The organism is Pseudomonas sp. Z8(2022), from assembly GCF_025837155.1.
Taxonomy (GTDB): domain Bacteria; phylum Pseudomonadota; class Gammaproteobacteria; order Pseudomonadales; family Pseudomonadaceae; genus Aquipseudomonas.
In genome coordinates this window covers 1,420,267-1,445,404 of sequence record NZ_CP107549.1, presented here as the reverse complement: position 1 = coordinate 1,445,404, position 25,138 = coordinate 1,420,267, and the positions used below count along the sequence as shown (strand labels likewise).

Below are 25,138 nucleotides of genomic sequence, written 5' to 3'. Positions count from 1 at the left end.
TACCGATGAACCCAGCTCTCGACCAGCTCCAGCCCTACCCCTTCGAGAAACTGCGCGCCCTGCTCGGCAGCGTGCAACCGCCGGCCGACAAGCGTGCCATCGCCCTGTCCATCGGCGAACCGAAGCACCGCTCTCCGGAGTTCGTCGGCCAGGCGCTGACCGCCAATCTCGACAAGCTGGCCGTCTACCCCACTACCCTGGGTCTGCCCGAATTGCGCCAGAGCATTGCCGGCTGGTGCGAACGCCGCTTCGGCGTCCCTGCGGGCTGGCTGGACGCCGCGCGCCATGTGCTGCCGGTCAACGGCACACGCGAAGCGCTGTTCGCCTTTACCCAGACAGTGGTCAACCGCGACGCCAGGGGCCTGGTGATCAGCCCCAACCCCTTCTACCAGATCTACGAAGGCGCAGCCTTTCTTGCCGGCGCCGAGCCGCACTACCTGCCCTGCCTGGAAGCCCATGGCTTCAACCCGGACTTCGACGCCGTGCCGGCGCAGGTCTGGCAACGCTGCCAGATCCTGTTCCTCTGCTCGCCGGGCAACCCCACCGGCGCGCTGATCCCGGTCGAGACGCTGAAGAAACTGATCGCTCTGGCCGATGAGCATGACTTCGTCATCGCCGCCGACGAGTGCTACAGCGAACTGTACTTCGACGAGGATGCCCCACCACCCGGCCTGCTGACCGCCTGCGCCGAACTGGGCCGCAGCGATTTCAAACGCTGCGTGGTGTTCCACAGTCTGTCCAAACGCTCCAACCTGCCGGGCCTGCGCTCGGGCTTCGTGGCCGGCGATGCCGAGATTCTCAAGGCCTTCCTGCTGTACCGCACCTACCACGGCTGCGCCATGCCGGTACAAACCCAGCTGGCCAGCGTGGCGGCCTGGAATGACGAAGCGCACGTGCGTGCCAACCGCGATCTGTACCGCGAGAAGTTCGACGCGGTGCTGGACATCCTCGCCCCGGTGATGGACGTGCAGAGGCCGGACGGCGGCTTCTACCTGTGGGCACGTACACCGGGTGACGACACCCTGTTCACCCGCGAGCTGTTCGCCAGCGAGCATGTGACGGTGGTGCCGGGCTCGTACCTCTCGCGCGAGGTCAACGGTGTCAACCCGGGCGCAGGCCGCGTGCGCATGGCGCTGGTCGCGCCTCAGGCCGAGTGCATCGAGGCCGCTGAACGCATCGCCCGCTTCCTCCGCAAGGCCTGAATCTGGCGTCAACAACGAACCTCCTGCCCAGGCAGGAGGTTCGCGGTACGCCGTCAGCCCTTGTGCAGGCGGGCCTCGGCGATGTCGAGGTCGCGCAGGATCTCTGCCAGCACGTCGTCGTCCAGCTCGTCCTCCTTGCGCATCCGGTACAGCTCCAGGCGCTGCACGCGCAGGGCCTGCAGACGCAGCCGGTATTCCAGACGATCCATCTCCCGCTGTTGCTCGCGAGCATCGTCGACCTCACGGCTGCGCAGCAGCAGGTCGTGGTACTCGCTCATCAGCTTGGCCTTGATTTCCACTTGAGCGATGGCGCTCTCGGCGTCCACGGCTGGTTCGTCCTCGACGCTCTCCAGATAGCGGATGGCCGATTCCAGCACCTTGGTACGGTGCTGGTTGAGCTCCTGCTCGCGCAACGCGGCGTTGTCCTGCGGCACCAGCGGCAGGATCCGCGGCAGCGCGGCACTGGCCATCAGCAGCGAGAGCAGGATCACCCCGGCCGCGACCAGGATCAGCAGGTCGCGCTCGGGAAACGCCTCACCGTTGTTCAGTACCAGCGGCAGGGACATCACGCCGGCCAGGGTGACCGCACCGCGCACACCGCCAAGCGTCAGTACCCAGCTCAGAGCGATGCGCGACTGCCCGGCGAAGCGCGTCGGCCGGCCACGCCAGCGGCGGAACGCACCGGAGCTGCGCCAGTAGCCATATACCCAGATAAAGCGCAGCAGCATCAGCACCGCATAGATCGCCGCCACGCAGCCCAGGGCCCACAGGCCGTAGAACCAGGGGTCATCGTGCCCGGCCAGCGCGGCTTCGAGGATGTCCGGCAGCTGCAGCCCGAGCAGCAGGAAGATAAGCCCGTTGAAGGTGAACTCCAGCAGGGTCCAGACACTGCGGTTGAGCAGCCGCGTGGTGGTCTGTCTGGGCAGCAGGTCGAGGCGGCTCTGCATCATCCCGGCAGCCACCGCCGAGAGAATCCCTGACAGCCCGAGGTGCTCCGCGGCGACATAGGCGGCAAAGGGCAGCAGCAACAGCAGCAGGACGTGCGGCGCCGGGTCCTCCCAGCCCTGCGCGATCATCCAGCCGCGCAGGCGCCCCAGCAGATAGCTGAGGGCCACCCCGATGGCCAGGCCGCCGAACGCCACCAGCACGAACTGGAAGCCGGCGTCGCCAATCGAGAACACCCCGGTCAGGGTCGCCCCGACGGCGAACTTGAAGGCCACCAGGCCCGAGGCATCGTTCATCAGCGCCTCGCCCTGCAGCAGGTTGTTCAGCGTGCCCGGCAGGCGGCCGTGGGTGATGGCCGAGACCGCCACGGCATCGGTGGGCGACAGCACCGCCGCCAGCGCGAAGCAGGCAGCCAGCGGCACCTGCGGCAGCAGCCAGTGGATGAAGTAGCCGGCGCCGAGGATGGTGAAGAACACCAGGGCGAAGGCCAGCAGCAGGATCGGCGTACGCAGCTTGCGGAACTGCCCCTTGGGCATGCGCCAGCCGTCGACGAACAGCAGCGGCGGGATGAACAGCAAGAGGAACAGCTCCGGCTCCAGTCGCACATGCAGTCCCAGCACCGGCATCGCCAGCAGCGCGCCGATCAGGATCTGCAGCAGCGGCAGAGGCAGGGGAATGAACTGGGCGCTGATACGGGTGCCGCTGACCACGAACAGCATGATCAGGATAGTGTGAAGAAGCTGCATGGGGAGGAACGACCGGCGAAGGCTGTGAGGATTGTCGATTCTAGACGCCTCGAAACCGCCGCGCGACACCGACCGCCACGCCGGCGGACTCCATGGCATAATGTGCAGCCGTTTTTTCGTACCTCCCGGCACGCCATTCATCAGAGGAAGATCAATGAGTTACGTCCTGTATGGGATCAAGGCCTGCGACACGATGAAGAAGGCCCGCACCTGGCTCGACGAGCATCGGGTCGACTATACCTTCCATGACTACAAGACGACCGGGATCGACCGCGCCAGCCTGGAAAAATGGTGCAACGAGCATGGCTGGCAGACCGTCCTCAACCGTGCCGGCACCACCTTCCGCAAGCTCGATGACGCGCAGAAAGCCGACCTCGACCAGGCCAAGGCCATCGAACTGATGCTGGCCCAGCCTTCGATGATCAAGCGCCCGGTACTCGACCTGGGCGACAAGACCCTGGTCGGCTTCAAACCGGACAACTACCAAGCCGCGTTGGCCTGATCAATCTCACCCGATTCGTTGCAAGGAACCCATCTATGAGCACTTCTCTCTTCAGCATCGCCTTCGGCGTTGGCACCCAGAACCGCCAGGGCAACTGGCTGGAAGTCTTCTATGCCCTGCCGGTTCTCAACCCGGCCAGCGAACTGGTGGCCAAGGCCGCCGAGAAGCTGGGCTATACCGGTGGCAACCAGGCCATCGCCTTCACCACCGCGCAGGCGGCCGATCTGGCTGAAGCGCTGAAAGGTGTGGACGCTGCCCAGTCGGCGCTGCTGACCCGCCTGGCTGAAAGTCACAACCCGCTGGTCGCCACTTTTCTGGCCGAGGACACCGCGCTGACCAGCACCCCGGAGGCCTACCTCAAACTGCACCTGCTGTCGCATCGTCTGGTCAAGCCGCACGGCCTGAGCCTGGCCGGCATCTTCCCGCTGCTGCCCAACGTCGCCTGGACCAGCCAGGGCGCCGTCGACCTGAACGAACTGGCCGAGCGTCAACTGGAAGCACGCCTGAAGGGCAAGCTGCTGGAAGTGTTCTCGGTGGACAAGTTCCCGAAAATGACCGACTACGTGGTGCCAGCCGGCGTACGTATCGCCGACAGCGCCCGCGTACGCCTGGGCGCCTACATCGGTGAAGGCACCACCGTGATGCACGAAGGCTTCGTCAACTTCAATGGCGGCACCGAAGGCCCGGGCATGATCGAAGGCCGCGTTTCCGCCGGCGTGTTCGTTGGCAAGGGTTCCGACCTGGGCGGCGGCTGCTCGACCATGGGCACCCTGTCCGGTGGTGGCAACATCATCATCAGCGTCGGCGAAGGCTGCCTGATCGGCGCCAACGCCGGTATCGGCATTCCGCTGGGCGACCGCAATACCGTGGAAGCCGGCCTGTACATCACTGCCGGCACCAAGGTGAACCTGCTCGACGAGGGCAACGCCCTGGTCAAGGTGGTCAAGGCCCGCGACCTGGCCGGCCAGCCGGACCTGCTGTTCCGCCGCAATTCGCTGACCGGCGCCGTGGAGTGCAAGACACACAAGTCGGCCATCGAGCTGAACGAGGCGCTGCACGCGCACAACTAAAAAGTCGCAGCAACGCGACTACGCTTGCCGATACGGCAGCGCGCCGGGAGCGGGCCATAGCGTCCGCCCCGGCGTGTTCATTGCGGCTCACCTGACGCGTTGAACCCGGCTTTGACCGCCAGATACCCTCTGGAAGATTTCATGCCCCTGACCTCCCCCTGGCGCGCCGACTTCCCCGGCATTCTCGCCCTCGAAGCCGAAGGCCAGACCTATCTGGACAGTGCCGCCACTGCGCAGAAACCGCAGGCGGTGCTGGACGCCCTGCTCGGCTACCTGGCCAGCGGCGCGGCCAACGTGCACCGCGCCCAGCACCTGCCGGGCGAGCGCGCCACCCGCGCCTTCGAGGCAACGCGCAGCAAGGCCGCGCAGTGGCTGAATGCCGCCTGCGCCGAGGAGATCATCTTTACCCGCGGCAGCACCGAATCGCTGAATCTGCTGGCCTACGGCCTGGAGCACCTGCTGCAGCCAGGCGAGCAGATCGTCATTAGCGCGCTGGAGCACCACGCCAACCTGCTGCCCTGGCAGCAACTGGCCAGACGCCGCAGTCTGGAACTGGTGATCCTGCCGCTGGATGACACAGGCATGATCGACCTGAACCAGGCCGCCCGGCTGATCGGACCGCGCACCCGCCTGCTGGCGGTTTCGCAGCTGTCCAACGTACTGGGGCGCTGGCAGCCGCTGAGCGAACTGCTGCCCCTGGCACGCGCGCATGGCGCGTTCAGCGTGGTCGACGGTGCCCAGGGTGCGGTGCATGGCCGTCATGACCTGCAGGCGCTGGGCTGCGATTTTTACGTATGCTCGTCACACAAGCTCTACGGTCCGGACGGCGTCGGCCTGCTTTATGGACGCGGCGAGGCGCTGAGCCAGCTGCGGCACTGGCAGTTCGGCGGCGAGATGGTGCTCGACGCTGATTATCAGCAAGCGCGCTTTCGCCCGGCACCGCTCGGCTTCGAGGCCGGCACGCCGGCGGTTTCCGCGGTGATAGCGCTGGGCGCCACGCTGGACTGGCTGAACAGCCTCGATCAAGCGGCGGTGCTGCGTCATGAAGAGGCGCTGCATGCCGAACTGCTGGCCGGCCTGCAGACACGCCACGGCGTTCGCCTGCTTGGCGAACCGCAGCTGGCACTGGCCAGTTTCTGCGTCGATGGCGTACACAACGCCGACCTGGCACAGCTGCTCAGCGAACAGGGCATCGCCGTGCGTGCCGGGCACCACTGCGCCATGCCACTGATGAAAGGCCTGGGCCTGAGCGGTGCGATTCGTGTTTCGCTGGGCCTGTACAACGATGGCAACGACCTGCAGCGATTCTTCAGTGCTCTGGATAGCGCCCTGGAGCTGTTGCGATGACGGCCGAGCTGCCAGCGTCCGCACAGGAAGCCTTGGACGCCTTCGCCTCCTGCCCTGGCTGGGAACAGCGCGCCCGCCTGCTCATGCAGTGGGGCGAACGCCTGGAACCGCTGAACGATGCAGAGCGAGTCGACGAGTACCGCGTACATGGCTGCGAAAGCCTGGTCTGGCTCGTCGCCGAGCGCCGCGACGGGCGCCTGCACTTTCGCGCCAGCAGCGATGCCCGCCTGTTGCGAGGTCTGCTCGCCGTGCTGCTGGCCCGGGTGGAAGGCCTCAGCGATGAACAGCTGGCCGCGCTCGACCTGGCCGACTGGTTCAGCCAGCTCGGCCTGCAACGTCAGCTCTCCCCCTCTCGCAGCAACGGCCTCAACGCCGTCCTGATGCGAATGCGCGAGTTGGCCCGTTAGTCGCCAGCGCCACGCTCGCGCAGCGTCAAACCCCGCAGGAAATTGCGCAGAATCTGGTCGCCACACTCACGGTAGTGCTTGTGGCCCGGGGCGCGGAACAAGGCCCCCAGTTCGGTTCTGGTCATTGGCAGATCGGCCGCCTGCAGAATCGCCTGCACGTCGTCATCACGCAGCTCGAAGGCCACACGCAGCTTCTTCAGGATGAGGTTGTTGCTCAGGCGCTTTTCCACCGGCAAACGCGGCCGACTCTCGTCCCTGCCACGTTTGTGGAAAACCAGACCTTCGAGCACATGAGCCAGCAGGACGTCGCTGCAGGAGCGGTAACCGGGCTCGTCCTCACGCAGCAGGCAGGCCGGGATCAGCCCCGGCTCGACGGGATAATCCGCCAGTTGGCAGAACGCCTCCAGCGTGCCGTCGCTGACGTCCAGCAGATAACGCAGGCTGCGCAGTACATCGTTATTGAGCATGAGGAAACTCTTGAGAAAAGGTTGAAGGACGCGGCTCAGTCCCGCGCCGCCAGAGCCGAAGTGCTGGGTACCCAGTCATCGGCATCACCGGAATTGAGCGCCTGCTGCAGACGCTGCAGGTCGCCGCGCTCGGCGAAACTGCGCAAGCGGGCATTGAACAGGCGCACCAGCCTGATGCCCTCGGGGTCGTCCTTGCGAAACAGCAGGCGCAGCGGCTCGGTATTCAACTGACGCGGGTGGTGGACGATGTTGCCGCCATCCTCCGGAAACAGGCGACGCAGCATGGCGTAGCCCACTGCCCGGTCCTGTGGGTGCAGATCGACGCGCCCCAGTTCCAGGAGGCGAAAGCTGGTGTCCTCCTTGCCGTTCTGCGTGACATTCAGACGTCCGGCCTGCAACGCCTCATCGAACGCCGGCCCATAGGAATAACCGAGCGTGGTGCCGATCCGGTACTTCAGCAGATCCTCCACCGCACTCCATTCGAACGCCTGATCACGCCGATGAAACAGCACGATCTCCCCCCGTACCAGCGCATCGCTGCAGATACCGAAATTGAGCCGGCTGGGCGTGCAGCTATAGGGCATGATCGCGTGCAACTGGCCCTGCTGCAGCATCAGCACATTGCGCGCCCAGGGATGAAAGATGAACTCGACGCGGTAGCCCGCTTCGGCAAAAACCGCGCTGACAAGTCTGGGCAGAGCGCCGCCGTCGCTGCGCGACTGGTCGACGTAAGGCGCCCAGTCGCCGGTACCGATACGCAGCGTCTGCGGTTCGGCCTGAGCCGGCTGCAACGCGATCGATAACAGGGACAGCACCAGGGAAACGAGCATCCGTGCCCAGCGTCTCGTCAACGAAACGCAAATAAACAGGTACGACACAAAGCACCTCAGCTACGGATCATGTTCGACCTGTCCCTGTCTTTCGCTGCACCTCTCCTTCGCACAGCCTGGTCAAGCGCACCATGCGCCTGACTTGTTCAACCTCTGGACTGGCGCTCTGCCGGGCGACGGGCGCCCGCCACCAGCTTGTCCACCAGCTTGGCCGCCGCCGCCATGCCGAAGCTGGCAGTAACCATCATCACCGCGCCGAAACCGCCGGCGCAGTCGAGCCTCACCCCTTCACCGACGAAGCCCTTGGCCTGGCACACCGTGCCATCCGGCTTGGGATAGCGCAGCTGTTCGGTAGAGAACACGCAGGGCACGCTGTAAGTGCGCCCCGGCGTGCGGGAAAAGCCATAGTCACGGCGCAGCATCGAGCGCACCTTGGCAGCCAGGGGATCATTGAAGGTCTTGTTCAGATCGGTGACCTGAATCTGCGTAGGGTCGACCTGCCCGCCGGCGCCCCCGGTGGTGACGATCTGGATCTTGCGCCGCTTGCACCAGGCGATCAGCGCCGCCTTGGCCGGAACGCTGTCGATGCAGTCGATCACGCCGTCGAGCTGCTCGGTAATGTACTCGGCCATGGTTTCACGGGTGACGAAATCCGCCACCGCATGCACCACGCACGCTGGGTTGATGGCGCGGATACGCGCGGCCATCTCGTCGACCTTGGCCTTGCCTACCGCGCCTTCGACCGCGTGCACCTGACGATTGGTGTTGGTGATGCAGACGTCATCCAGGTCGAACAGGGAAATTTCGCCAACCCCCGAACGCGCCAGGGCCTCGGCCGCCCAGGACCCAACACCGCCGATGCCGACCACCGCCACATGCGCCGCGGCCAGACGCTGGTAGCCGTCCTGGCCGTAAAGCCGGGCTATGCCGCCGAATCGCTGATCGTCTGTACTCATCTCACCCCCTGCAGGAAGCCGCGCATTATAGGGATAGCACCTTGCCCACCCAAGCCCGGCATGAGGTCAGCCGTCGGCCCGTCGCAACTGGCCGCATCACAGCGAATGCGCCACACCACGCGCCTGATGACCTGATCGACAACGACTTTTGCTTTAAGATGGCCAGCCTTCACGCCAGCCGCCGTACCGGAGCCGCAATGACCGCCACCCTCACCCCGACCCTGGAGCTCGCCTTCGACCTGATTCGCCGCCCGTCCGTGACGCCGGTCGATGAGGGCTGCCAGGAGCTGATGATGCGCCGTCTGGCCGCCTGCGGCTTCGAAGTCGAGCCCATGCGCATCGAAGAGGTGGAAAACTTCTGGGCCAGACGTGGTGGCGACGGCCCGGTGCTGTGCTTCGCCGGCCATACCGACGTGGTACCCACCGGCCCGCTGGATGCCTGGCAGTACCAGCCGTTCGATGTGTGCATCGATGAAGACGGCATGCTCTGCGGCCGTGGCGCAGCGGACATGAAGGGCAGTCTGGCGAGCATGATCATCGCGGTGGAGCGCTTCGTCGCCGACTACCCGAACCACAAGGGTGCCATCAGCTTTCTCATCACCAGCGACGAGGAAGGCCCGGCGCAGCACGGCACCAAGGCGGTGGTCGAGCGCCTGCGCGAGCGCAACGAGCGTCTGGACTGGTGCATCGTCGGCGAACCTTCCAGCACCACCCTGCTCGGCGATGTGGTGAAGAACGGCCGCCGCGGCTCGCTCGGCTGCACCCTTACCGTCTACGGCAAGCAGGGCCACGTGGCCTACCCGCACCTGGCGAAGAACCCCATCCACCTGGCCGCCCCGGCGCTGGCCGAGCTGGCTGCCGAGCACTGGGACCACGGCAACGACTATTTCCCGCCGACCAGCTTCCAGGTGTCCAACCTCAATTCCGGCACCGGCGCCACCAACGTCATTCCCGGCGAACTGAAAGCGGTGTTCAACTTCCGCTTCTCCACCGAATCGACCGTCGAGGGTCTGCAGCAGCGCGTTGCCGCCATCCTCGACAAGCACGGCCTGGACTACCACCTGGACTGGGCGCTGTCCGGCCTGCCCTTCCTCACTCAGCCAGGCGATCTGCTGGATGCCGTGGCGGCCAGCATCAGGAGCGTCACCGGCCGCGAAACCACGCCCTCGACCTCCGGCGGCACCTCCGACGGCCGCTTCATCGCCACCCTGGGCACCCAGGTGGTCGAACTCGGCCCGGTCAATGCCACCATCCATCAGATCAACGAACGGGTGCTGGCCAGCGATCTGGACCTGCTTACCGAGGTTTACTACCAGACGATGGTGAAATTGCTGGCATGAGCCTGATCTGCCCTATCTGCCAGACGCCGCTTGAGCCCAGCGCCAGCGGCCTGGCCTGCGCAAACCGGCACAGCTTCGACCGCGCACGGCAGGGTTACTACAACCTGCTGCCGGTGCAGCACAAGAACAGCCGCGACCCGGGCGACAACGCCGCCATGGTCGAGGCACGCCGACGTTTTCTCGAAGGTGGTCATTACGCGCCGCTGGCCGCACGCCTGGCCGCACTGGCAGCTCAGTACAGACCTGCGCGCTGGCTGGATATCGGTTGTGGCGAGGGTTACTACACCGAGCAGATCGCCAGCGCCCTGCCCCACGCCGATGGTTACGCCCTGGATATTTCCCGCGAGGCGGTCAAGCGTGCCTGCAAACGTGCGTCGCAGCTGAGCTGGCTGGTGGCAAGCATGGCCCGCGTGCCTCTGGCCGATGCCAGTTGCGAGCTGCTGGCCAGCGTATTCAGCCCTCTCGACTGGAGCGAGGCCAAACGCCTGCTCGTCCCCGGCGGTGGTCTGCTTCGCATGGGGCCGACCCGCGTGCATCTGATGGAACTGCGCCAGAAGCTGTACGACGAAGTGCGCGACTACGACGACGAAAAACACCTGGCGCTGATCCCGGCGGGCATGCAGCTGGCCCACAGCGAGACGCTGCAGTTTCCGTTGCACCTGGCCGATGCCCAGGCCCGTGCCGATCTGCTGGCCATGACGCCGCACGGCTGGCGCGCCAGTGCCGAACGCCGTGAAGCGGTAATTGCCGAGCCCTTCGAAGTTACCGTCGCCATCCGCTACGATTGGATCGTCAAAACTCAGGACTGAATGCCATGCGCCAACCCGACATCGAGATCTACCTGAAAGACGCCGAGCGTGATGCCGTGACGCAGTGGCTGGGTGAGGCCCTGGGCCCGTGCAGCGAGTGGCAGCAGAAGGGCCAGACCTTCAAGTGCAAGGCCGGTGACGTGCCGGTGACCTGGCTGCCAAAGGCCGTGGGCAAATGGCACAGCCTGTACCTGGAAAGCGACGCCACGCCCTGGGCCGATGACCTGGCCTGCGCCCGCGCCGCCCATGCCGCCCTCGGCGTGCAGATCCGCTGCGCTCCGGGCACCTGGGTGGAAGATGAAAGTGACGAAGAGGCCGACCGCTGGATCAAGGTCGATGCCGAGGGTGAAACCGAGATCGTCTGGCGTACCGAATAAAGGCGGTCGCCTCGCCCGCCTGATGAGCAAAGCAGCGCAATTCGACCGCTGCCCGGACTGATCCGGCTACAGAGCCACCCTGCGCCATAAACGAAAAAGGCCCGTCGATGACGGGCCTTTTTTACATTCGAGCTGGAGCTCAGAGTGCGGAGACGTCTTCCGCCTGCAGGCCTTTCTGGCCCTGGGTCACGCCGAACTCGACCTTCTGGCCTTCGACCAGGGTGCGGTGGCCTTCGCCGCGGATGGCGCGGTAGTGAACGAAAACATCCGGGCCGCTTTCGCGCTGAATGAACCCGTAACCCTTGGAATCATTGAACCACTTGACGGTTCCGGTCTCACGATCTGCCATTACCAACTTCTCCAAACTCGCTATTTTTTTTATGTCCCGAAGGCGCTTTGACGGCTCGGTAAAAACGTTCTTCTCAGCATTCGCCACCCCGGCAATCGAGCTTGGAGCAGGTCCAGCGATTCGCGTTCTTGCTACAGCCGAAGGCCGAGTATAAAGCATGAATTGTGACTGAAAAGCACTTTTTTGAAGCCGGCACGAACCCAGAAGTTATAAGGGTTACAGCCTTATTTACGAGCTTTTGGCCAACAGATCTCGCAACTTTATCGCCAGCCGCTGGACCTGTTCATGCTCCAGTCGATAGGCCCAGTCATTGCGCGCACTTACTTCGCCAGTCGAGAACCCTTGGTGCTCGCCAAGCACCAGCCAGTGCTGCTCGCCCTGCTGATACAGCGCACCCTCGAACTTCTGCCCGTCAAACCCCGCGAGACTGAACTGCAGCATCGGCGCCTGTTTGAAACCCACCTGCGCCAAGGGTGCGGCATCGGCGAACTGCAGGTTGGAGAAGACCAGGGCGACGCTATTGGCCGCACCCTCGAAGCTGAGCTTCTGCTCCTTGCGCAGCTCCTCCACGGAGAAGTTGTATTGCTGGGCATCGGCACGCTTCAGCGTGAGCTTTTCACCGTCGGCATAGCGCAACTCCACGCGCGCGATAGCGGTAAAGGGAATATCGCTGATACGCCGGTCCAGCCAGTCCAGCTCGCGAGTCGGCACCTGCAACTGCTGGTCGATCAACCAGACCTGATCCTCGCCGGCACGTCGTACCAGTTGTCCGCTGCCCTGACGCGACGGGTTGCCCAGGCGCAGGCCCAGATCGGGATGCCCCTCGAATTGCAGCTTCAGACGCAACGCCTGCTCCTCAGCCTCGCCTTCCTCGGCCAACCCCAGACGGCCATGCCACTGCGGGTTGGCGGTCTTGGCCTCGATGCTGCGTGCCTCACGCAGCGCTCGCAGCAGTTCCGCCAGCGCTTGCGGTGCGGCCGGATAGTCGGCCTTGGCCGGCACCACCCATTGCTCGCCGCGACGTTCGATGCGCACCGACGGCTGCCCCGGCTGCTCGACCTCCAGCGCCTGCAAGGTGTTCAGGTAGCCCTGTTCGGCCGCCAGCCAAGGCGCCTGCTCGATTTGCGCCACGTTCTGCTGCTGGCTGTGCTGCACGGCCAGGTAACCCAGCACACAAAGCAGCACGATGACGATCAATGCGATCAGACCTTTACGTCCCATACCCATCTCACTGTTGATGACTCGGAAGCGGCGTAGGGTGGATCACGCTTCACCGATCCACCGTTGCGGAGGATGTAAACAGCGACATCCACCCTACGCAAGGTTCGTGGGAGGGGGCTTTAGCCGCAACTGTCGCCGCTGAAGCGCCTCCCACAGGTGATAACCCTCACGCGTGACGACGGCGCCGCCACAGCCACAGCGCCAACACCCCAAGAGTCAGCAGCGCCGGTACCAGAGCAATGTTGATCACCTTGAGCGTACGGCCCAGGGCCTCGATATCGGCGTTGAGCTGGTAGCGCACGTCGCGCAGTTCCTTTCGGATTTCCAGCTTCTGCTGGATGAAGCGCTGCAATGCGCCCTGCTGCTCCGGCGTCAGCTCCAGTGCCTGGTTCGGGTCATCGTTGCGCTGCAACGCCGCCAGTTGCTGCTCGGTCTCGGCCAGACGCGCCTGCAAGGCCTGCTCCTTGTCGCGGAAGCGCTGTTCGGCAGCGCGCTGCAGCTCTTCGACCACCACGAACGGACGACTGAAGCGACCACGCGAACGCACGCTGATCAGCGCCTCGGAGCCGGTCAGGTTGTCCAGCGCATTGATGGTAAAGCTGCCGTTGTCGGCCCAGGGCTGCGGCATGCGCTGGCCAAAGAACTCCTGCACCTGCACCCACATGCGGTCGCTGAGGATGTCGGTATCGGCCACGGCGATCACGTTGATGTTCTCAGCCTGCTTGAGCCCGTCCTTGCGACCTTCGATGCCATCGGGGAAGGCGCTTTGCGCCGGGCCGTCGATGCGCGCGGCGATGGTGTAGCGCTCGCCGGTCGGCTCCAGCTCGCGAATCAGCTCCTCCGGATTGCTGAGCATGGCGAAGCGCTGGGCCTCAAAGGGCATGGCGTACTCGGAGCTTTGCATCAGCGGCGTGAAACGCGTCTTCGCCCCCTCCAGCGGCTCGAGAATGCCGGCAGTGGCCACGGTGACGCTCTCCAGCCCGGCAGTGGCGATATCGGCCTGGTCCAGCGCCTTGCGCGGCAGACTCAACCAGGCAGCATGACGCACCGGGCGCTGCCCCTGGCCACGGTTGACCGACATGGCATAGGAGCCGTCGCCAAGCACCTTGTCCGGCACCATGCGCAGGCCCCAGGCCTTGAACAGCGCCTCGATGTTCGAGCCCTTGTCCACCGCCATCTCGCCCGGCATGTCGCCGCTATCCGCTTCCGCGTAAGGATCAACGAACACCATCAGCTTGCCGCCGCGCAGCACGAACTGATCGATGGCATACAGGGTTTGCTCGGGCAGGTTCTTCGGATGAACCAGCCACAGCACCGAGACCTGCTCGGGAATCTGGTCGACATCGGTCCTGAGGTTCTCGATCTGGAACAACTGACGCACCTGCTCCAGCACCATCCACGGCGGCGTCGGCTGCCGCGCCATCATGTCGAAGCCGCCGGTCATCTGCAGCCCGGAGAGCACCCCGACCACCGGTAGCTCCGGCTTGGCCAGGGTCTGCACCAGCCGGCTCAGCTCATATTCGAGATGTTCCTCCTGATCCAGGGCGAAGAACGGGATCACCTGGGTGTCGTCCAGCGCGTTGGTACCGGCCAGGCCAAAGTAGATCGAGTCACCACCCTGCTGCAGCGGGATGCCCTGCAGGCCGAACTCGGCGGCCTTGTCCTCGTCCTCGGAGAACGGCTCGGGATCGATGATATGCAGGCGGATCTTGCCGTTCGCCTGCGCCTGGTACGCCTTGAGCATTTCTTCCACACGCTGGGCGTAGTTGCGCAGCGCCGGCAGGTCCTTGGCCACCTTGTCCGAGTAGAAGAAGTACAGGTTGACCGGCTCGTCCAGCTCGCCAAGGATCTGCCTGGTGCCGGCGGAGATGGTGTAGAGCTTCTGCTCGGTCAGGTCCAGGCGCGCACCGCCCAGGCCCAGACCGGCCAGCAGGTTGAAGGCGACAAAGGCCACCGCGATCAGCAGCAGCCCGGCGCCGGAATAGATCAGCTTTTTCATGGGCGCTCCTCAGTCGGCTTTCTTCAGGTCGATGACCACAGCAGTGGCGGTCAGCCAGGCGGCGATCAGCGAGAGGAAATACAGCAGGTCGCGCAGATCGATCACGCCCTTGCTGATGGCGTCGAAGCGCACCAGGAAGCTCAGCGAGGCGATGGCATCGACCAGCCACTGCGGCGCCCAGGCGAAGGCGTCGAGCACCATGGGAAAGCCGCTGACGATAAACAGGAAGCAGGCGCTGACCGCGAGGATGAAGGCGATCACCTGGTTCTTGCTCAGCGCCGACATGCACGAGCCGATGGCCAGATAAGCCCCGGCCAGCAGCCAGCTGCCGATATAGCCGGTGACGATGGCGCCGTTGTCCGGCTCGCCCAGGTAGTTGACCGTGATGATCATCGGGAAGGTCAGCAGCAGCGCGATGCCGGCGAACACCCAGGCCGCCAGGAACTTGCCGGTGACCGCCTCGAAGCGGGTGATCGGCAGGGTCATCAGCAGCTCGATGGAGCCGGACTTGCGCTCCTCCGCCCACAGGCGCATGGCAATCGCCGGCACCAGGAACAGATAGAGCCAGGGGTGGAAATTGAAGAAGGCCGACAGATTGGCCTGCCCGCCCTCGAAGAAGCCGCCCAGATAGAAGGTGAACACCCCGGACAGCACCAGGAAGATGACGATGAACACATAGGCCAGCGGCGTGGCGAAATAGCTCGCCAGCTCGCGTTTGAAGATCACGGGCAACTGGGTCATGGCTGCTCTCCCCGGGTCAGTGTGCGGAACACCTCATCCAGGCGGCCGCGTTCCACGTTGAGTTCCTTGACCTTCCAGCCGCGCTCGGCAATCAGCGCATTGACCTGCGGGAAGATCACTTCGCCCGGCTGCGCCAGCACGCTCAGGCTGTGCTCGCGGGCGTTCTCCTCGACACCGGCGACGCCCGGCAGCGCCGCGAGGGCTGCCTGATCCAGCGCTTCATCGGCCACCAGCGTCACCGCCTGGTGATAGCGCGAGCGGCTTTCCAGCTCCAGCGGCGTACCATCGGCCAGCAAGCGGCCCTTGGCGATCACCACTGCGCGGGTACACAGCGCCGTTACCTCTTCGAGAATATGAGTGGAAATGATCACGATCTTGTCGCGGGCCAGCCCCTGAATAAGCTGGCGCACCTGATGCTTCTGGTTGGGGTCGAGGCCGTCGGTGGGCTCGTCGAGGATCAGCACGCGCGGATCATGCAGAATCGCCTGGGCCAGGCCAACGCGGCGCTTGAAGCCCTTGGACAGCGTCTCGATGCTCTGCTCCAGCACCTTTTCCAGCTCCACCTGCTCCACAGCGCGCTGTACGCGCAGCGTCTTCTCGGCACCACGAAAACCGCGCACCTCGGCGATAAATTCAAGAAAGCCACGCACCGTCATATCGCCGTAGCACGGCGCGCCTTCCGGCAGATAACCGATCTGCCGCTGGGCCTTGAGGGTCTGGGTCTGGATATCGCAACCGAGGATGCTCGCCGTGCCGGAAGTCGGCGCAAGAAAGCCGGTGAGCATCTTCATGGTGGTGGATTTGCCGGCCCCGTTGGGACCGAGAAAGCCCAGCACTTCCCCTGGCTGGACCTGGAACGACAGGTCATTGACCGCCGTGTGCTGCGCAAAACGCTTGGTCAGGTTTCTTATTTCGATCATGGCCTCTCACCGTCGCGAAGGGCACTGCGCTCAGCGAAACCACCGCACACGCGCAGGCCGCAAGAACGCCGAGCACGCAAACCACCGGCCCGGACGAGGGCAAGACCGTAGCAAAACTGAAAAGTTCAGTCAGCATCCCGAAACAAGTAGTAAATGGAATATGTGGTCAGCGATCCAGAGGGCTCAACACCGCAAGCCCCCCGCGGTTGAGCACATGGGTGTAGATCATGGTGGTCTTCACATCAGAGTGGCCGAGCAACTCCTGAACAGTGCGAATGTCCTGACCTGCCTCCAGCAGATGCGTGGCAAAGGAATGGCGTAACGAATGTGGCGTCGCATGCTTGATCAAACCAGCACGCCGCGCCGCCTCACGCACAGCCCGCTGGATGGTTTTCTCATGCAGGTGATGGCGATAAATACCGTGCCCGCGAGGATCCTGAGAGCGATTGCTCGACGGGAAAATGAACTGCCATCCCCACTCCTTCACCGCATTCGGATACTTGCGCGCCAGCGCGAACGGCAAATTAGCCTCGCCGAAACCTTCGGCCAGATCCCCCTGATGCACATGCTGCACCTTGTTCAAATGTTGCCGTAACGGCTCGACAACACGCATTGGCAGCATGGTTACCCGGTCTTTCTGGCCCTTACCATCACGCACGATGATTTCCCGCCGGGTAAAGTCGACATCCTTGACTCGTAGCCGCAGCGCCTCAAGCAATCGCAACCCAGCACCATAGAGCAGATTCGCAACGATCCAGCTATCGCCCTGCAGTTGAGCCAACAGGGCGTCGACCTCAACACGGGTTAGTACCACCGGCAGATGCTTAGGTTTCTTCGCCCGTACGACACCCTGCAACCAGGGCAAATCCAGCTTGAGCACCTCCTTGTAGAGGAATAGCAGAGCGGCCAGCGCCTGGTTTTGCGTCGAGGCGGACACGTCGCGCTTAACTGCAAGATGGGTGAGAAAAGCCTCGATTTCCGCCGCCCCCATCTCTGCCGGATGACGGTAGTGGTGAAAGCGGATGTAACGCTTTACCCATTCGGCATAGACAGCTTCGGTACGGATGGAATAGTTTCTGACTCGAATCTGCTGGCGCAGTTGATCCAGCAACTTGGGCTTGCCGTCATCCATGTCGCGTTTCTCCCTGAGTGCTGTCGCGTTTGTCGCGACAACCTTCAAGCTAGACAAGGACTTGCAAGACGACAAGGAAGATTATGCGACAGGTGTCGCGTAGGAACGCGACATACGTGTCGTCTAATTAATAGTTAGGAGTAGCATTAATAATGCTGCGCTCAAACAACATTGAACTGCAATTCAACAGGGCAAGTCTGTCTGACGACGATACCTGTGAGGCGCATCAATATCTGGAAGCCTACACAGAAACTGATCAAGCAATAATAAAACGAGGCCTGATGGTTGCGGCAATTGTTGCCTACTCTCGCCCCTTTTTAAAAAGCGACGGATCGGGCGCCACTCAAAAAGTTTCGCTTAAACTAGAGAAAGATCTTAGCCCTGACGAATATGTACTTCACAATAAAGTTATAAACCTAAGAAATCGTGTCGCCGCACATACAGACTACGATCTAAGGCCTGTGAAACGCATTCCATCAACAAGCACCGGATTCGGTGTCAGTTTCGTCCCTATTGAGCAAGTTCTAGAAGAGCTAGATCACATGGCATTCAAAAATCTTGCTTATAAAACAATGATTTTATGCAAGAAAAAAGCTCGTGCATTAAACGAACAACTCCGCGAAGGCAAATCCTAACAATAGGTTCAAACCGTTCGCTTCGCTCACTGGGACGGGCTAAAGCCCGCCCCTTAACCAAACGTTAGGCTACAAAAACTACCGGAGGCACCCAGTGACAACTCAAGCTATTTATTGCAGCAAATGCCGCGACGCCAATGGTCATCGCATTGCACGAGGGAAAGTCAGCCCTGAGATATTCAGGCGTGTAAGAGTCACTGGTCGCAACAAGAACGGCTCATATCAGTGCGTATGTGAGTGTGGTCATACTTGGCCGTCTAAGTCGAAGGAAGCAGCCACCATTTACCAACAAGCTTCACGTTAGCAGCCTGAAAGTACTGTAGTGCATTAACGCGCGAGGTCACGCATATGGACTGGTTAAAAATTCTTGGCCTCCAGAAAAAAGAGCGCATTTGCGCAGGATGCGGTGAGAAATTTGTATTGCGAGACCGAAAGCAATCGAATGCTCGCCACCCTAATAGTAAACAATATTGGGGATGCCCCTATGGTCCCGGCTTGTACTGCTGTAAACCAGAGAATATCGGCAAAAAGATTGCTATCAACGTATACCAAAAGGGACAAAAGAGATGGCTATGAGAACTAGACGCTCACCACCAAAGCCTATCCTCTTCAGTCTCTACAGAAAGCACCCTGAGGTGTAGCCTAACAATGCGCTCAACTGTCGCTCACTCCGTTCGCTGGACGTCCAAAAGCTGCGCTTTTGGCCGCCCGTTAGCTTAATCGTTATACGCTGGAGACACATGGAAGAACTTCTCAGCCTCGTAGTCCGGTTTTTTGGCTACTTAGTAACGGAAATAATACTTGGAACATTTTTCTACGCCATAGGGTGGCCATTTGTAAAAGTGGCCACTTTTGGGAAATACCCAAAAAACGAGTGGTTAAGCGGCTCCAGAAATGAGGCATATGTATGCTGCGTTGGAATTCTCGTATTTGCCATTTTGCTAATGGCCGTTCTTGGCCAGTTCAGCGCATAACAATGCGCTCAAATCGTTCGCTTCGCTCACTGGGACCGGCTAAAGCCGGCCCCTTAGCTTAATCGTTAGCGGATAGAAGAACTACCCATGCTCGTCGATTGGCTCATTTACGGACTGCTCGTGTTTGGTGCGGCAAAGCTACTGAACGTGACTGCATTTAAGCAGAAGTCGGCGTCTCGCCTGGCTGCATGGTCGTTGACCATTTTGATGTTTATTGTGAGTGTGGTCGCGCTATCGGTGCTGAAGGTGCTCAGGTATCAGGCCATTTCCGATAGCGTCGGCGTGCCGATCAGTCCACAAAACCCACTCGATATGGGGGGCGCATTTGTATTTACTTGGCTGTTTTTCTCATTTCTTAATAGACAAGAGAAAAAGCAACCGCCTAGCGCAGGAGGGGAGCAATGAGAGTGAATATCAAACATCTATTTCTTGCCGCGTTTATTGCCTTAACGCTGCTTGCACATTCAGCATTCGCGCAAGACACTTCATTTCGTAGTGTTCAGTTGGCCTACGGCATCTCACTCGATGTTCCATCTCATTGGACGGTATTGTCTCTGGAAAATCGCAAAAATCTCGGCGCTGCTGGCCAAGCAATGACTGATAATGCCGGCATCGAAGGATCAAGTGGTCGAAAAGAATCCTTGCTGGCGATGAATGCTACGCCTAATCCAACCGGTGCGACGATTCGTGTAAGTGTCACGTCCCCCCCCGATTACACACAATCCGATCTTGCAGCAGCTACCCCCGCAGACCTCCAAGAGGTTGGAACTGAAATGTTAAAAATGTTCAGGCAACTTGAGGCGTCTGGCGGCCCAAAGATAATTGAGATGCAGCCTGTCCGCATTGAGCGGCTCAATAATTACCGAGTGCTCGTAATGCCTTACATTCGCGCGGGGGTTAATGGGCCTTCTCCTTGGCAAGTGACGCAATACAAGATTCCTGTTTCCAATCGTCTTATTGAAATAACCTTGTCGCACAGGCAGTCGGATGCGATTGTATGGCGCCCGATACTTGAGCGAGTCAAACGCTCGATTAAATTCTGATGTATTCCGCTAACAAATCGCTCAACACGGACGTGCAAAAGCGGCGCTTCACTCTGCTTTTGCACGCCGGTTAGCTCAAACGTTAGACCCCAGAGGGAATTATGCGAAAACTTGCAATCCTCCTGAATATTGCGCTCATGGGAATGATTGGCTATCTGATCTACGACAAAGGAATGCCAGGAAAGCATGAGATATTCTTGTTTATCTTACTAATTTCAACACCCATAGTTAGCTTTCTTGCACTTTTGCTCTCTAAAAAAGAATCCGAGCCAGGCCTGATTTCTCTTTATCTTCAGCGCAAAAAGCTAGAGGAAGCACAACGAATTAGCGCCATCAAGAAAAACTTGTAACTGGGGTTTAACAATGCGCTCAAAGCGCTCACTTCGCTCGCTGGGACCGGCTAAAGCCGGCCCTTTAGCTTAATCGTTAGGTACCCATCGAATGCCTACAGGTGTATATAGAAGAGTTTTTATTACATCAAGATGGGCAATAAAAGTGCCTCGAATAAGAAATATTATTCGAGGAGCACGTTGCAATAGATGGGAAGCAGAGATGTGGAGAGAATGGAAGCCAAAATTCGGATGGGCACACTTATGCCCAGTTCGATTCTCCGATCCTCTGGGACTCGTTCTTGTTATGTACAGAGCACTCCAACCAGTAACTTTTGAAGAGATCAAGCTCGCAAACGACGGAGAATATAGCAATTACTACCCCAATCCCGACATGGAGTATAAGCCAGAAAACTGGGGAAAAATTAAAGGCAAAATTGTTTGCTTGGATTACGGTATTGACGAGCCTGAACTAATCACAAAGATCAGGCGTAAATATCGAGAAATGAGTAGCACCTAACAATGCGCTCAAATCGTTCGCTTCGCTCACTGGGACCGGCTAAAGCCGGCCCTTAGCTTAATCGTTAGAGGCGCAAGGAAATCTCATGCAAAACCTCCTCAAGATTTACATTGACTCTTGCGCAATCAACACCCTATGCAAACACCAAGTTAACCTTGCAGAAGAATTTCCAGAAGAAATCTACAAAATAATAATAACCAAAGGTGTTCGACAAGAAATATACGACATCCCCGAAGATAAATCCGTCAAGGCTTACGCATTATCACTGATCGGGGAACAGTACATTAATGAAGCATCATTTTTTGGGTTCAGCGATTTAGAAAACCCTGAAAACAATCTCAGATATATTGGTGGCTTTGATGCCGGGTCTTTCGCCACGGATGAACAACTTAAATTCTTGGAAGAAACACAAAAAAATCTTGGCCCGCCAAGAAAGTCAAAATTAAGGAAAAACGAGACCGACAGAGACCTCCTGGCTTTGGGTCTAGGCTCAATAATTATAACCGCTGAAAACAAGGTTGGCGGCGCCTTGAAAACCGAAGCCGAGAAGCGCGGAACTATAATAATAAACATCGCCAAGTGGCCGCATGACGAAGTTTCACTCAATGACTATGTTGAATTTGAAATAAAACAAAGTATTGCCGCAAATATTTGAGCCTGCACCTCTAACTAGTGGTTCAAGTCGTTCGCTTCGCTCACTCGGGACCGGCTAAAGCCGGCCCCTTAACCAAACGTTAGGCACAATTCAATCAAAGCACGCATTACGCTTGGGGCAGAAATGGAAGTCAGAAAATCCTCTAGATTATTTATCGTGGATAGCGAAGGACGTCTTTTGTTATTTTTATACAAGGACGAGCATCAAGCACCATTCTGGGCAACCGCTGGCGGCGAGCTTAAGTCGGGAGAAAGCTACACCGATGCAGCCGCACGGGAGCTATACGAGGAAACCGGGCTTACTCTGAAAATTGGAAATCTCTTGAAAGAGCGAGATGAAGTATATGCTGTAGCACGTTCAACACCTGCGCGCTGGCTAGAAAAATACTATTTAGTAAAGTGCCCACCAAATTCAAATATATTCGCCGCAGAATGGACCGACGAAGAAAAATGCACTATTCAAAAGTGGAAATGGTGGAGTCTTAAAGAAATGCAAAATGAGAATTCAACCATATTCAAACCCGAGTGGATTCCTGAGCTGTTAAGCGCCGTATTGAGTCAGCGCCAACATTGCGCCTAACAAATGGTTCAAAACGCTCGCTTCGCTCACTGGGACGGGCTAAAGCCCGCCCCTTAACCAAACGTTAGACATTGCAGGAAAATTACGTGAACAACACGACGAAGGATCGTACCACTGCCGCAGCAACACCTCTTATGGTTCTGGCTGCATCATACTTAGTTGCCCCTTGGCTACTCCCAGTCTTACCTGCAATCCTTTACTTCATATACAAGAAGCTATCGCTAAATCTAGCAAAAGACACGACACTAAAGGCCTTTGACCTAATCATTTCACTAATTCTAATAAGCATCGTTATCGGACTAGTAATTGGCTCACTACTAATCGTATCCCGCGATGGAGAGTTCACAATACCACTCGTATCAAGCGGCTTACTCACAAACATATTAATCATAATTTTCGGGCTTTATCTAATATATAGCCTGCTCAGGCTAAGCATCACGTCTTTCAAAGGAAAGACTTACAACCCAAAACTCTCAATGGGTATCTTTGAAGCCCTACGAGGAAAGCGTGCAAGCAACGTCTAACAACTGGTTCAAAACGTTCGCTTCGCTCACTGGGACGGGCTAAAGCCCGCCCCTTAACCAAACGTTATGCACAAGCGCTCAAGGCAGCTATATGGCAAACAGTTGGAACATCCCAAGCTGGCTCGAAAAGGAAGTCCGTGAAAGAGACAAAAAATGCGTTTATTGCGGTGTAGAGTTCACAACCACCAAAGTCTCTAAGAAAACGCGCGCCAGCTGGGAGCACATAATCAATGATGCAAAGATAATTACCCGAGAAAACATCTCGCTATGCTGCTGCTCATGTAATGCGAGCAAGGGGCAAAAGAAATTATCAAACTGGCTTGAGTCAAAATACTGCATTGATCGCGGAATAAACAAAACAACCGTAGCGCCTATAATTCAAAAAGCCATTGCAAATGGGTTGTAGCATGCGCATAACAATTGGTTCAAACCGTTCGCTTCGCTCACTGGGACCGGCTAAAGCCGGCCCCTTAACCAAACGTTAGGCTCTATAAAAATACAAGCTGAGGAACTTAATCATGGACTTAGAGAAAGCCTTCAAAGAAATATCCCCTCAAGACAATGAGGCAAATCAGGTTAACCCGAACAAGGGCACCAGCGGCACAAACCGGCAATACGACCAAGCACAAGGCAATCGAGGAAAGCAGCTGAACCCCAACCAACACCCAATAGCTCACGCTCACGATGAAGATATTGATGAGGGCGATGTTTTTTGGCATGACAACAGCGATTAATTGCCTAACAAGCTGCTCAAATCACTCGCTTCGCTCACTGGGACGGGCTAAAGCCCGGCCCTTAACCAAACGTTAAGTACACATGAACCATTGCAATCTCCGCTTTGTACTCTTCGGTCTGCTGATGGCCGTCGTTCCTCCGATTTCGGCAACCCAGCCATTGGCTGATACGCTGCTTGTTGGAAATGAACTCGGACCGATCCATCCAGAGAAATGCTGCTGGCTTGAGTTACCCAGAACAGAACGCCTGTTTGCCGCAAAGCGGGCTGAAGCCTGCTCTGCTATAGGCGGGCCTGTGGGCCGGTTCGAACTGGTTGACCAGAAAATCTGGTTAGTCGGCTTAAGTCGATGCAGTGGTGATATGCCCTTGGAGCAGGTGTATCCCGAGTTTGGCGACCGCGTTCATGCAGACTGGCTCAGCGGAGTTTTCTTCGCGAGATTTTCGCCTATGTGCACTACTCCAGATGGACAGGAGGTGCATCGCACTGTATTGCGGTTGGAGGTGGATTCTGGAGTTGTCTCTAGCATGCAAAGAAGCGAGCTTGATGACTCTCTATGCGGGAGTGCGCCCTGACAACTCACTCTTCCTGACCCGCTTCGCGGGCCGTCCTAATTCGGGCGTTAGCGGTATATGGGCCTGCTGGAGTGGAGATGGCGCAAGCAGCTGCTAGTGGCGGCCCATATGGAAACTCACACCGGCCTGTCGCTGACCGCTAGCCCCGCAAAACCTCATGCCCATCCATGCGGCAATCCGAGTGGCGTCTTCATCGACTGCATCGAATGCCGCATCACTGCGCTGCCGGCTGTAATGGGCTTTGCCCGGAAATCGGGCTTGCGGCAGACTGCCAGGGCGCCCCGCCATGTCGCGTCGGGCCGCTACCCCACTGCTCCAGTTAGATTTCCTCGACACCGCCTGCCTCAGAGGCCCACTTTGGAAACCACGGTCTTTCTCGCCGTCATCGTCGCCGCTGCCCTGCACGCAGGCTGGAACGCCCTACTCAAGATCGGTTTAGACCGCTTTCTCACCGCCACCCTGATCCAGATCGGCGCTGGCCTGGTGGCGTTCTGCGCGTTGCCGCTGGTGGCGCTGCCGCAGGCTTCGGCCTGGCCGTGGATCGCGCTGTCGGCACTGCTGCATGTCGGCTACAACTTCTTCCTCGCCCGCGCCTATCAGTACGGTGATCTGGGCCAGGTCTACCCGATTGCGCGGGGTAGCTCGCCACTGATGGTCGCCCTGCTCTCGCTGCTGTTGTTGCACGACGGTCTGAGTGCAATGCAGTTGCTGGGGCTGCTGGTACTGGTGACAGGCATCTGGCTGATGGCCCTGCGCGGTGGCCAGCACAAGACGCCGCAGGGAATGATGCTGTTCTGCGCGCTGATGACAGCACTGTTCATCGCCGGCTACACCCTCAGCGATGCCATGGGTGCGCGCAACAATGGCGACGCGCTGAGCTATTCACTCTGGCTGTTCACGGTCAACGGCGTGGTGATGACGGCGGTACTGGCCATCAGCCGTGGGCCACGCGCCTTCCTGCAATTGGGCCCGCACTGGCGCGGCGGTCTGGCTGGCGGAGCGATGTCGATGGCGGCCTATACCATCGTCATCTGGGCCATGACCCAGGCGCCGGTGGCGCTGGTTTCTGCCTTGCGCGAGACCAGCGTGGTGTTCGCCGTGCTGCTGGGGATGGTCTTGCTCAAGGAATCTCTGCGGCCGATTCGCCTGCTGGCCTGCGTGGTGATCGCAGCCGGCGTGGTGGTGATGAAACTGGCCTAGGTATTCGGCCG

At 59.6% G+C, this 25,138-nt stretch carries 28 protein-coding genes; 18 read left to right on the top strand and 10 right to left on the bottom strand.

Features of this window, described 5'->3' with window-relative positions:
• Window positions 1-5 precede the first annotated feature (5 nt).
• Window positions 6-1,202, top strand: coding sequence for a succinyldiaminopimelate transaminase (dapC, locus tag OEG79_RS06900; RefSeq protein WP_264148048.1), 1,197 nt, complete (start codon window positions 6-8; stop codon window positions 1,200-1,202).
• 53 nt (window positions 1,203-1,255) lie between these two features.
• Here the strand turns inward: dapC and OEG79_RS06895 are convergent, their stop codons facing one another.
• Window positions 1,256-2,893, bottom strand: a complete 1,638-nt coding sequence (locus OEG79_RS06895; protein ID WP_264148047.1) for a Na+/H+ antiporter — start codon at window positions 2,891-2,893, stop codon at window positions 1,256-1,258.
• A 154-nt stretch (window positions 2,894-3,047) separates the two neighbouring features.
• Here OEG79_RS06895 and OEG79_RS06890 point away from each other — a divergent pair, with 154 nt between their 5' ends.
• The 4 genes from OEG79_RS06890 (at window position 3,048) to OEG79_RS06875 (ending at window position 6,219) form a co-directional block, all read left to right on the top strand.
• Window positions 3,048-3,395: an ArsC family reductase gene (locus OEG79_RS06890; protein WP_264148046.1), complete on the top strand. Its 348-nt coding sequence runs from the start codon at window positions 3,048-3,050 to the stop codon at window positions 3,393-3,395.
• Window positions 3,396-3,430: 35 nt separating this feature from the next.
• Window positions 3,431-4,465 carry a 2,3,4,5-tetrahydropyridine-2,6-dicarboxylate N-succinyltransferase gene (gene dapD, locus OEG79_RS06885; RefSeq protein ID WP_264148045.1) on the top strand — a complete coding sequence of 345 codons (1,035 nt, stop codon included), beginning with the start codon at window positions 3,431-3,433 and terminating at the stop codon, window positions 4,463-4,465.
• A 141-nt stretch (window positions 4,466-4,606) separates the two neighbouring features.
• The gene (locus OEG79_RS06880) at window positions 4,607-5,812 is read left to right on the top strand and encodes an aminotransferase class V-fold PLP-dependent enzyme (RefSeq protein WP_264148044.1); all 1,206 of its coding nucleotides are present in this window, start codon (window positions 4,607-4,609) and stop codon (window positions 5,810-5,812) included.
• Window positions 5,809-6,219, top strand: a complete 411-nt coding sequence (locus OEG79_RS06875; protein WP_264148043.1) for a SufE family protein — start codon at window positions 5,809-5,811, stop codon at window positions 6,217-6,219. The genes OEG79_RS06880 and OEG79_RS06875 overlap by 4 nt, the downstream gene beginning before the upstream one ends.
• Here the strand turns inward: OEG79_RS06875 and OEG79_RS06870 are convergent.
• The 3 genes from OEG79_RS06870 to tcdA all read right to left on the bottom strand — a co-directional run bounded on the left by OEG79_RS06870 (window position 6,216) and on the right by tcdA (window position 8,472).
• Entirely contained in the window at window positions 6,216-6,686 is a 471-nt protein-coding gene (locus OEG79_RS06870) for a DUF1456 family protein (RefSeq protein ID WP_264148042.1), read from the bottom strand. The genes OEG79_RS06875 and OEG79_RS06870 overlap by 4 nt on opposite strands.
• A gap of 35 nt (window positions 6,687-6,721) precedes the next feature.
• Window positions 6,722-7,516 (bottom strand): substrate-binding periplasmic protein, encoded by a 795-nt coding sequence (locus tag OEG79_RS06865; protein WP_264148041.1) that lies wholly within the window; start codon window positions 7,514-7,516, stop codon window positions 6,722-6,724.
• A 146-nt stretch (window positions 7,517-7,662) separates the two neighbouring features.
• Window positions 7,663-8,472, bottom strand: a complete 810-nt coding sequence (gene tcdA / locus OEG79_RS06860) for a tRNA cyclic N6-threonylcarbamoyladenosine(37) synthase TcdA (RefSeq protein ID WP_264148040.1) — start codon at window positions 8,470-8,472, stop codon at window positions 7,663-7,665.
• A 197-nt stretch (window positions 8,473-8,669) separates the two neighbouring features.
• On the opposite strand from tcdA, the gene dapE reads away from it, so the two are divergent.
• The 3 genes from dapE to OEG79_RS06845 are packed head-to-tail and all read left to right on the top strand — an operon-like array spanning window position 8,670 to window position 10,998.
• On the top strand, window positions 8,670-9,812 hold the full coding sequence (gene dapE / locus OEG79_RS06855; protein WP_264148039.1) for a succinyl-diaminopimelate desuccinylase: 1,143 nt from the start codon (window positions 8,670-8,672) through the stop codon (window positions 9,810-9,812).
• Complete coding sequence (locus OEG79_RS06850; RefSeq protein ID WP_264148038.1) at window positions 9,809-10,621, top strand: putative RNA methyltransferase; 813 nt, start codon at window positions 9,809-9,811, stop codon at window positions 10,619-10,621. The genes dapE and OEG79_RS06850 overlap by 4 nt, the downstream gene beginning before the upstream one ends.
• Window positions 10,622-10,626: 5 nt before the next feature.
• Window positions 10,627-10,998, top strand: a complete 372-nt coding sequence (locus tag OEG79_RS06845) for a hypothetical protein (RefSeq protein ID WP_264148037.1) — start codon at window positions 10,627-10,629, stop codon at window positions 10,996-10,998.
• A 139-nt stretch (window positions 10,999-11,137) separates the two neighbouring features.
• Here the strand turns inward: OEG79_RS06845 and OEG79_RS06840 are convergent, their stop codons facing one another.
• The 6 genes from OEG79_RS06840 to OEG79_RS06815 all read right to left on the bottom strand — a co-directional run bounded on the left by OEG79_RS06840 (window position 11,138) and on the right by OEG79_RS06815 (window position 17,360).
• Window positions 11,138-11,347 carry a cold-shock protein gene (locus OEG79_RS06840; protein ID WP_013716441.1) on the bottom strand — a complete coding sequence of 70 codons (210 nt, stop codon included), beginning with the start codon at window positions 11,345-11,347 and terminating at the stop codon, window positions 11,138-11,140.
• A gap of 228 nt (window positions 11,348-11,575) precedes the next feature.
• Window positions 11,576-12,568, bottom strand: coding sequence for a DUF4340 domain-containing protein (locus OEG79_RS06835; RefSeq protein WP_264148036.1), 993 nt, complete (start codon window positions 12,566-12,568; stop codon window positions 11,576-11,578).
• 166 nt (window positions 12,569-12,734) lie between these two features.
• A complete protein-coding gene (locus OEG79_RS06830) occupies window positions 12,735-14,567 on the bottom strand; it encodes a GldG family protein (RefSeq protein ID WP_264148035.1) in 1,833 nt (610 codons plus the stop codon).
• Between the two features lie 9 nt (window positions 14,568-14,576).
• Window positions 14,577-15,308 (bottom strand): ABC transporter permease subunit, encoded by a 732-nt coding sequence (locus tag OEG79_RS06825; protein WP_003244158.1) that lies wholly within the window; start codon window positions 15,306-15,308, stop codon window positions 14,577-14,579.
• Window positions 15,305-16,228 (bottom strand): ABC transporter ATP-binding protein, encoded by a 924-nt coding sequence (locus OEG79_RS06820; RefSeq protein WP_264148034.1) that lies wholly within the window; start codon window positions 16,226-16,228, stop codon window positions 15,305-15,307. The genes OEG79_RS06825 and OEG79_RS06820 overlap by 4 nt, the downstream gene beginning before the upstream one ends.
• Before the next feature lie 166 nt (window positions 16,229-16,394).
• A complete protein-coding gene (locus tag OEG79_RS06815; protein WP_264148033.1) occupies window positions 16,395-17,360 on the bottom strand; it encodes an integron integrase in 966 nt (321 codons plus the stop codon).
• Window positions 17,361-17,512: 152 nt separating this feature from the next.
• On the opposite strand from OEG79_RS06815, the gene OEG79_RS06810 reads away from it, so the two are divergent.
• The 10 genes from OEG79_RS06810 (at window position 17,513) to OEG79_RS06765 (ending at window position 25,127) form a co-directional block, all read left to right on the top strand.
• Window positions 17,513-17,995, top strand: a complete 483-nt coding sequence (locus OEG79_RS06810; RefSeq protein WP_264148032.1) for a hypothetical protein — start codon at window positions 17,513-17,515, stop codon at window positions 17,993-17,995.
• A gap of 740 nt (window positions 17,996-18,735) precedes the next feature.
• A complete protein-coding gene (locus OEG79_RS06805; RefSeq protein ID WP_264148031.1) occupies window positions 18,736-18,969 on the top strand; it encodes a hypothetical protein in 234 nt (77 codons plus the stop codon).
• A gap of 87 nt (window positions 18,970-19,056) precedes the next feature.
• Entirely contained in the window at window positions 19,057-19,374 is a 318-nt protein-coding gene (locus tag OEG79_RS06800) for a hypothetical protein (protein ID WP_264148030.1), read from the top strand.
• Window positions 19,371-20,012 carry a hypothetical protein gene (locus OEG79_RS06795; RefSeq protein ID WP_264148029.1) on the top strand — a complete coding sequence of 214 codons (642 nt, stop codon included), beginning with the start codon at window positions 19,371-19,373 and terminating at the stop codon, window positions 20,010-20,012. The genes OEG79_RS06800 and OEG79_RS06795 overlap by 4 nt, the downstream gene beginning before the upstream one ends.
• A 101-nt stretch (window positions 20,013-20,113) precedes the next feature.
• Entirely contained in the window at window positions 20,114-20,362 is a 249-nt protein-coding gene (locus OEG79_RS06790) for a hypothetical protein (RefSeq protein WP_264148028.1), read from the top strand.
• A 584-nt stretch (window positions 20,363-20,946) separates the two neighbouring features.
• Complete coding sequence (locus OEG79_RS06785) at window positions 20,947-21,516, top strand: hypothetical protein (protein ID WP_264148027.1); 570 nt, start codon at window positions 20,947-20,949, stop codon at window positions 21,514-21,516.
• Between the two features lie 123 nt (window positions 21,517-21,639).
• On the top strand, window positions 21,640-22,095 hold the full coding sequence (locus OEG79_RS06780; protein ID WP_264148026.1) for an NUDIX hydrolase: 456 nt from the start codon (window positions 21,640-21,642) through the stop codon (window positions 22,093-22,095).
• An 86-nt stretch (window positions 22,096-22,181) separates the two neighbouring features.
• Entirely contained in the window at window positions 22,182-22,619 is a 438-nt protein-coding gene (locus tag OEG79_RS06775) for a hypothetical protein (RefSeq protein WP_264148025.1), read from the top strand.
• A 518-nt stretch (window positions 22,620-23,137) separates the two neighbouring features.
• Window positions 23,138-23,353 (top strand): hypothetical protein, encoded by a 216-nt coding sequence (locus tag OEG79_RS06770; RefSeq protein WP_264148024.1) that lies wholly within the window; start codon window positions 23,138-23,140, stop codon window positions 23,351-23,353.
• 931 nt (window positions 23,354-24,284) lie between these two features.
• On the top strand, window positions 24,285-25,127 hold the full coding sequence (locus OEG79_RS06765; RefSeq protein WP_264148023.1) for an EamA family transporter: 843 nt from the start codon (window positions 24,285-24,287) through the stop codon (window positions 25,125-25,127).
• Window positions 25,128-25,138: the final 11 nt, after the last annotated feature.

What these genes read in the sequence shown, in the direction of transcription:
- dapC (WP_264148048.1), top strand. Translation starts at nt 6, where the DNA reads ATGAACCCAGCTCTCGACCAGCTCCAGCCCTACCCCTTCGAGAAACTG.
- OEG79_RS06895 (WP_264148047.1), bottom strand. Translation starts at nt 2,893, where the DNA reads ATGCAGCTTCTTCACACTATCCTGATCATGCTGTTCGTGGTCAGCGGC.
- OEG79_RS06890 (WP_264148046.1), top strand. Translation starts at nt 3,048, where the DNA reads ATGAGTTACGTCCTGTATGGGATCAAGGCCTGCGACACGATGAAGAAG.
- dapD (WP_264148045.1), top strand. Translation starts at nt 3,431, where the DNA reads ATGAGCACTTCTCTCTTCAGCATCGCCTTCGGCGTTGGCACCCAGAAC.
- OEG79_RS06880 (WP_264148044.1), top strand. Translation starts at nt 4,607, where the DNA reads ATGCCCCTGACCTCCCCCTGGCGCGCCGACTTCCCCGGCATTCTCGCC.
- OEG79_RS06875 (WP_264148043.1), top strand. Translation starts at nt 5,809, where the DNA reads ATGACGGCCGAGCTGCCAGCGTCCGCACAGGAAGCCTTGGACGCCTTC.
- OEG79_RS06870 (WP_264148042.1), bottom strand. Translation starts at nt 6,686, where the DNA reads ATGCTCAATAACGATGTACTGCGCAGCCTGCGTTATCTGCTGGACGTC.
- OEG79_RS06865 (WP_264148041.1), bottom strand. Translation starts at nt 7,516, where the DNA reads ATGCTCGTTTCCCTGGTGCTGTCCCTGTTATCGATCGCGTTGCAGCCG.
- tcdA (WP_264148040.1), bottom strand. Translation starts at nt 8,472, where the DNA reads ATGAGTACAGACGATCAGCGATTCGGCGGCATAGCCCGGCTTTACGGC.
- dapE (WP_264148039.1), top strand. Translation starts at nt 8,670, where the DNA reads ATGACCGCCACCCTCACCCCGACCCTGGAGCTCGCCTTCGACCTGATT.
- OEG79_RS06850 (WP_264148038.1), top strand. Translation starts at nt 9,809, where the DNA reads ATGAGCCTGATCTGCCCTATCTGCCAGACGCCGCTTGAGCCCAGCGCC.
- OEG79_RS06845 (WP_264148037.1), top strand. Translation starts at nt 10,627, where the DNA reads ATGCGCCAACCCGACATCGAGATCTACCTGAAAGACGCCGAGCGTGAT.
- OEG79_RS06840 (WP_013716441.1), bottom strand. Translation starts at nt 11,347, where the DNA reads ATGGCAGATCGTGAGACCGGAACCGTCAAGTGGTTCAATGATTCCAAG.
- OEG79_RS06835 (WP_264148036.1), bottom strand. Translation starts at nt 12,568, where the DNA reads ATGGGACGTAAAGGTCTGATCGCATTGATCGTCATCGTGCTGCTTTGT.
- OEG79_RS06830 (WP_264148035.1), bottom strand. Translation starts at nt 14,567, where the DNA reads ATGAAAAAGCTGATCTATTCCGGCGCCGGGCTGCTGCTGATCGCGGTG.
- OEG79_RS06825 (WP_003244158.1), bottom strand. Translation starts at nt 15,308, where the DNA reads ATGACCCAGTTGCCCGTGATCTTCAAACGCGAGCTGGCGAGCTATTTC.
- OEG79_RS06820 (WP_264148034.1), bottom strand. Translation starts at nt 16,228, where the DNA reads ATGATCGAAATAAGAAACCTGACCAAGCGTTTTGCGCAGCACACGGCG.
- OEG79_RS06815 (WP_264148033.1), bottom strand. Translation starts at nt 17,360, where the DNA reads ATGGATGACGGCAAGCCCAAGTTGCTGGATCAACTGCGCCAGCAGATT.
- OEG79_RS06810 (WP_264148032.1), top strand. Translation starts at nt 17,513, where the DNA reads ATGCTGCGCTCAAACAACATTGAACTGCAATTCAACAGGGCAAGTCTG.
- OEG79_RS06805 (WP_264148031.1), top strand. Translation starts at nt 18,736, where the DNA reads ATGGAAGAACTTCTCAGCCTCGTAGTCCGGTTTTTTGGCTACTTAGTA.
- OEG79_RS06800 (WP_264148030.1), top strand. Translation starts at nt 19,057, where the DNA reads ATGCTCGTCGATTGGCTCATTTACGGACTGCTCGTGTTTGGTGCGGCA.
- OEG79_RS06795 (WP_264148029.1), top strand. Translation starts at nt 19,371, where the DNA reads ATGAGAGTGAATATCAAACATCTATTTCTTGCCGCGTTTATTGCCTTA.
- OEG79_RS06790 (WP_264148028.1), top strand. Translation starts at nt 20,114, where the DNA reads ATGCGAAAACTTGCAATCCTCCTGAATATTGCGCTCATGGGAATGATT.
- OEG79_RS06785 (WP_264148027.1), top strand. Translation starts at nt 20,947, where the DNA reads ATGCAAAACCTCCTCAAGATTTACATTGACTCTTGCGCAATCAACACC.
- OEG79_RS06780 (WP_264148026.1), top strand. Translation starts at nt 21,640, where the DNA reads ATGGAAGTCAGAAAATCCTCTAGATTATTTATCGTGGATAGCGAAGGA.
- OEG79_RS06770 (WP_264148024.1), top strand. Translation starts at nt 23,138, where the DNA reads ATGGACTTAGAGAAAGCCTTCAAAGAAATATCCCCTCAAGACAATGAG.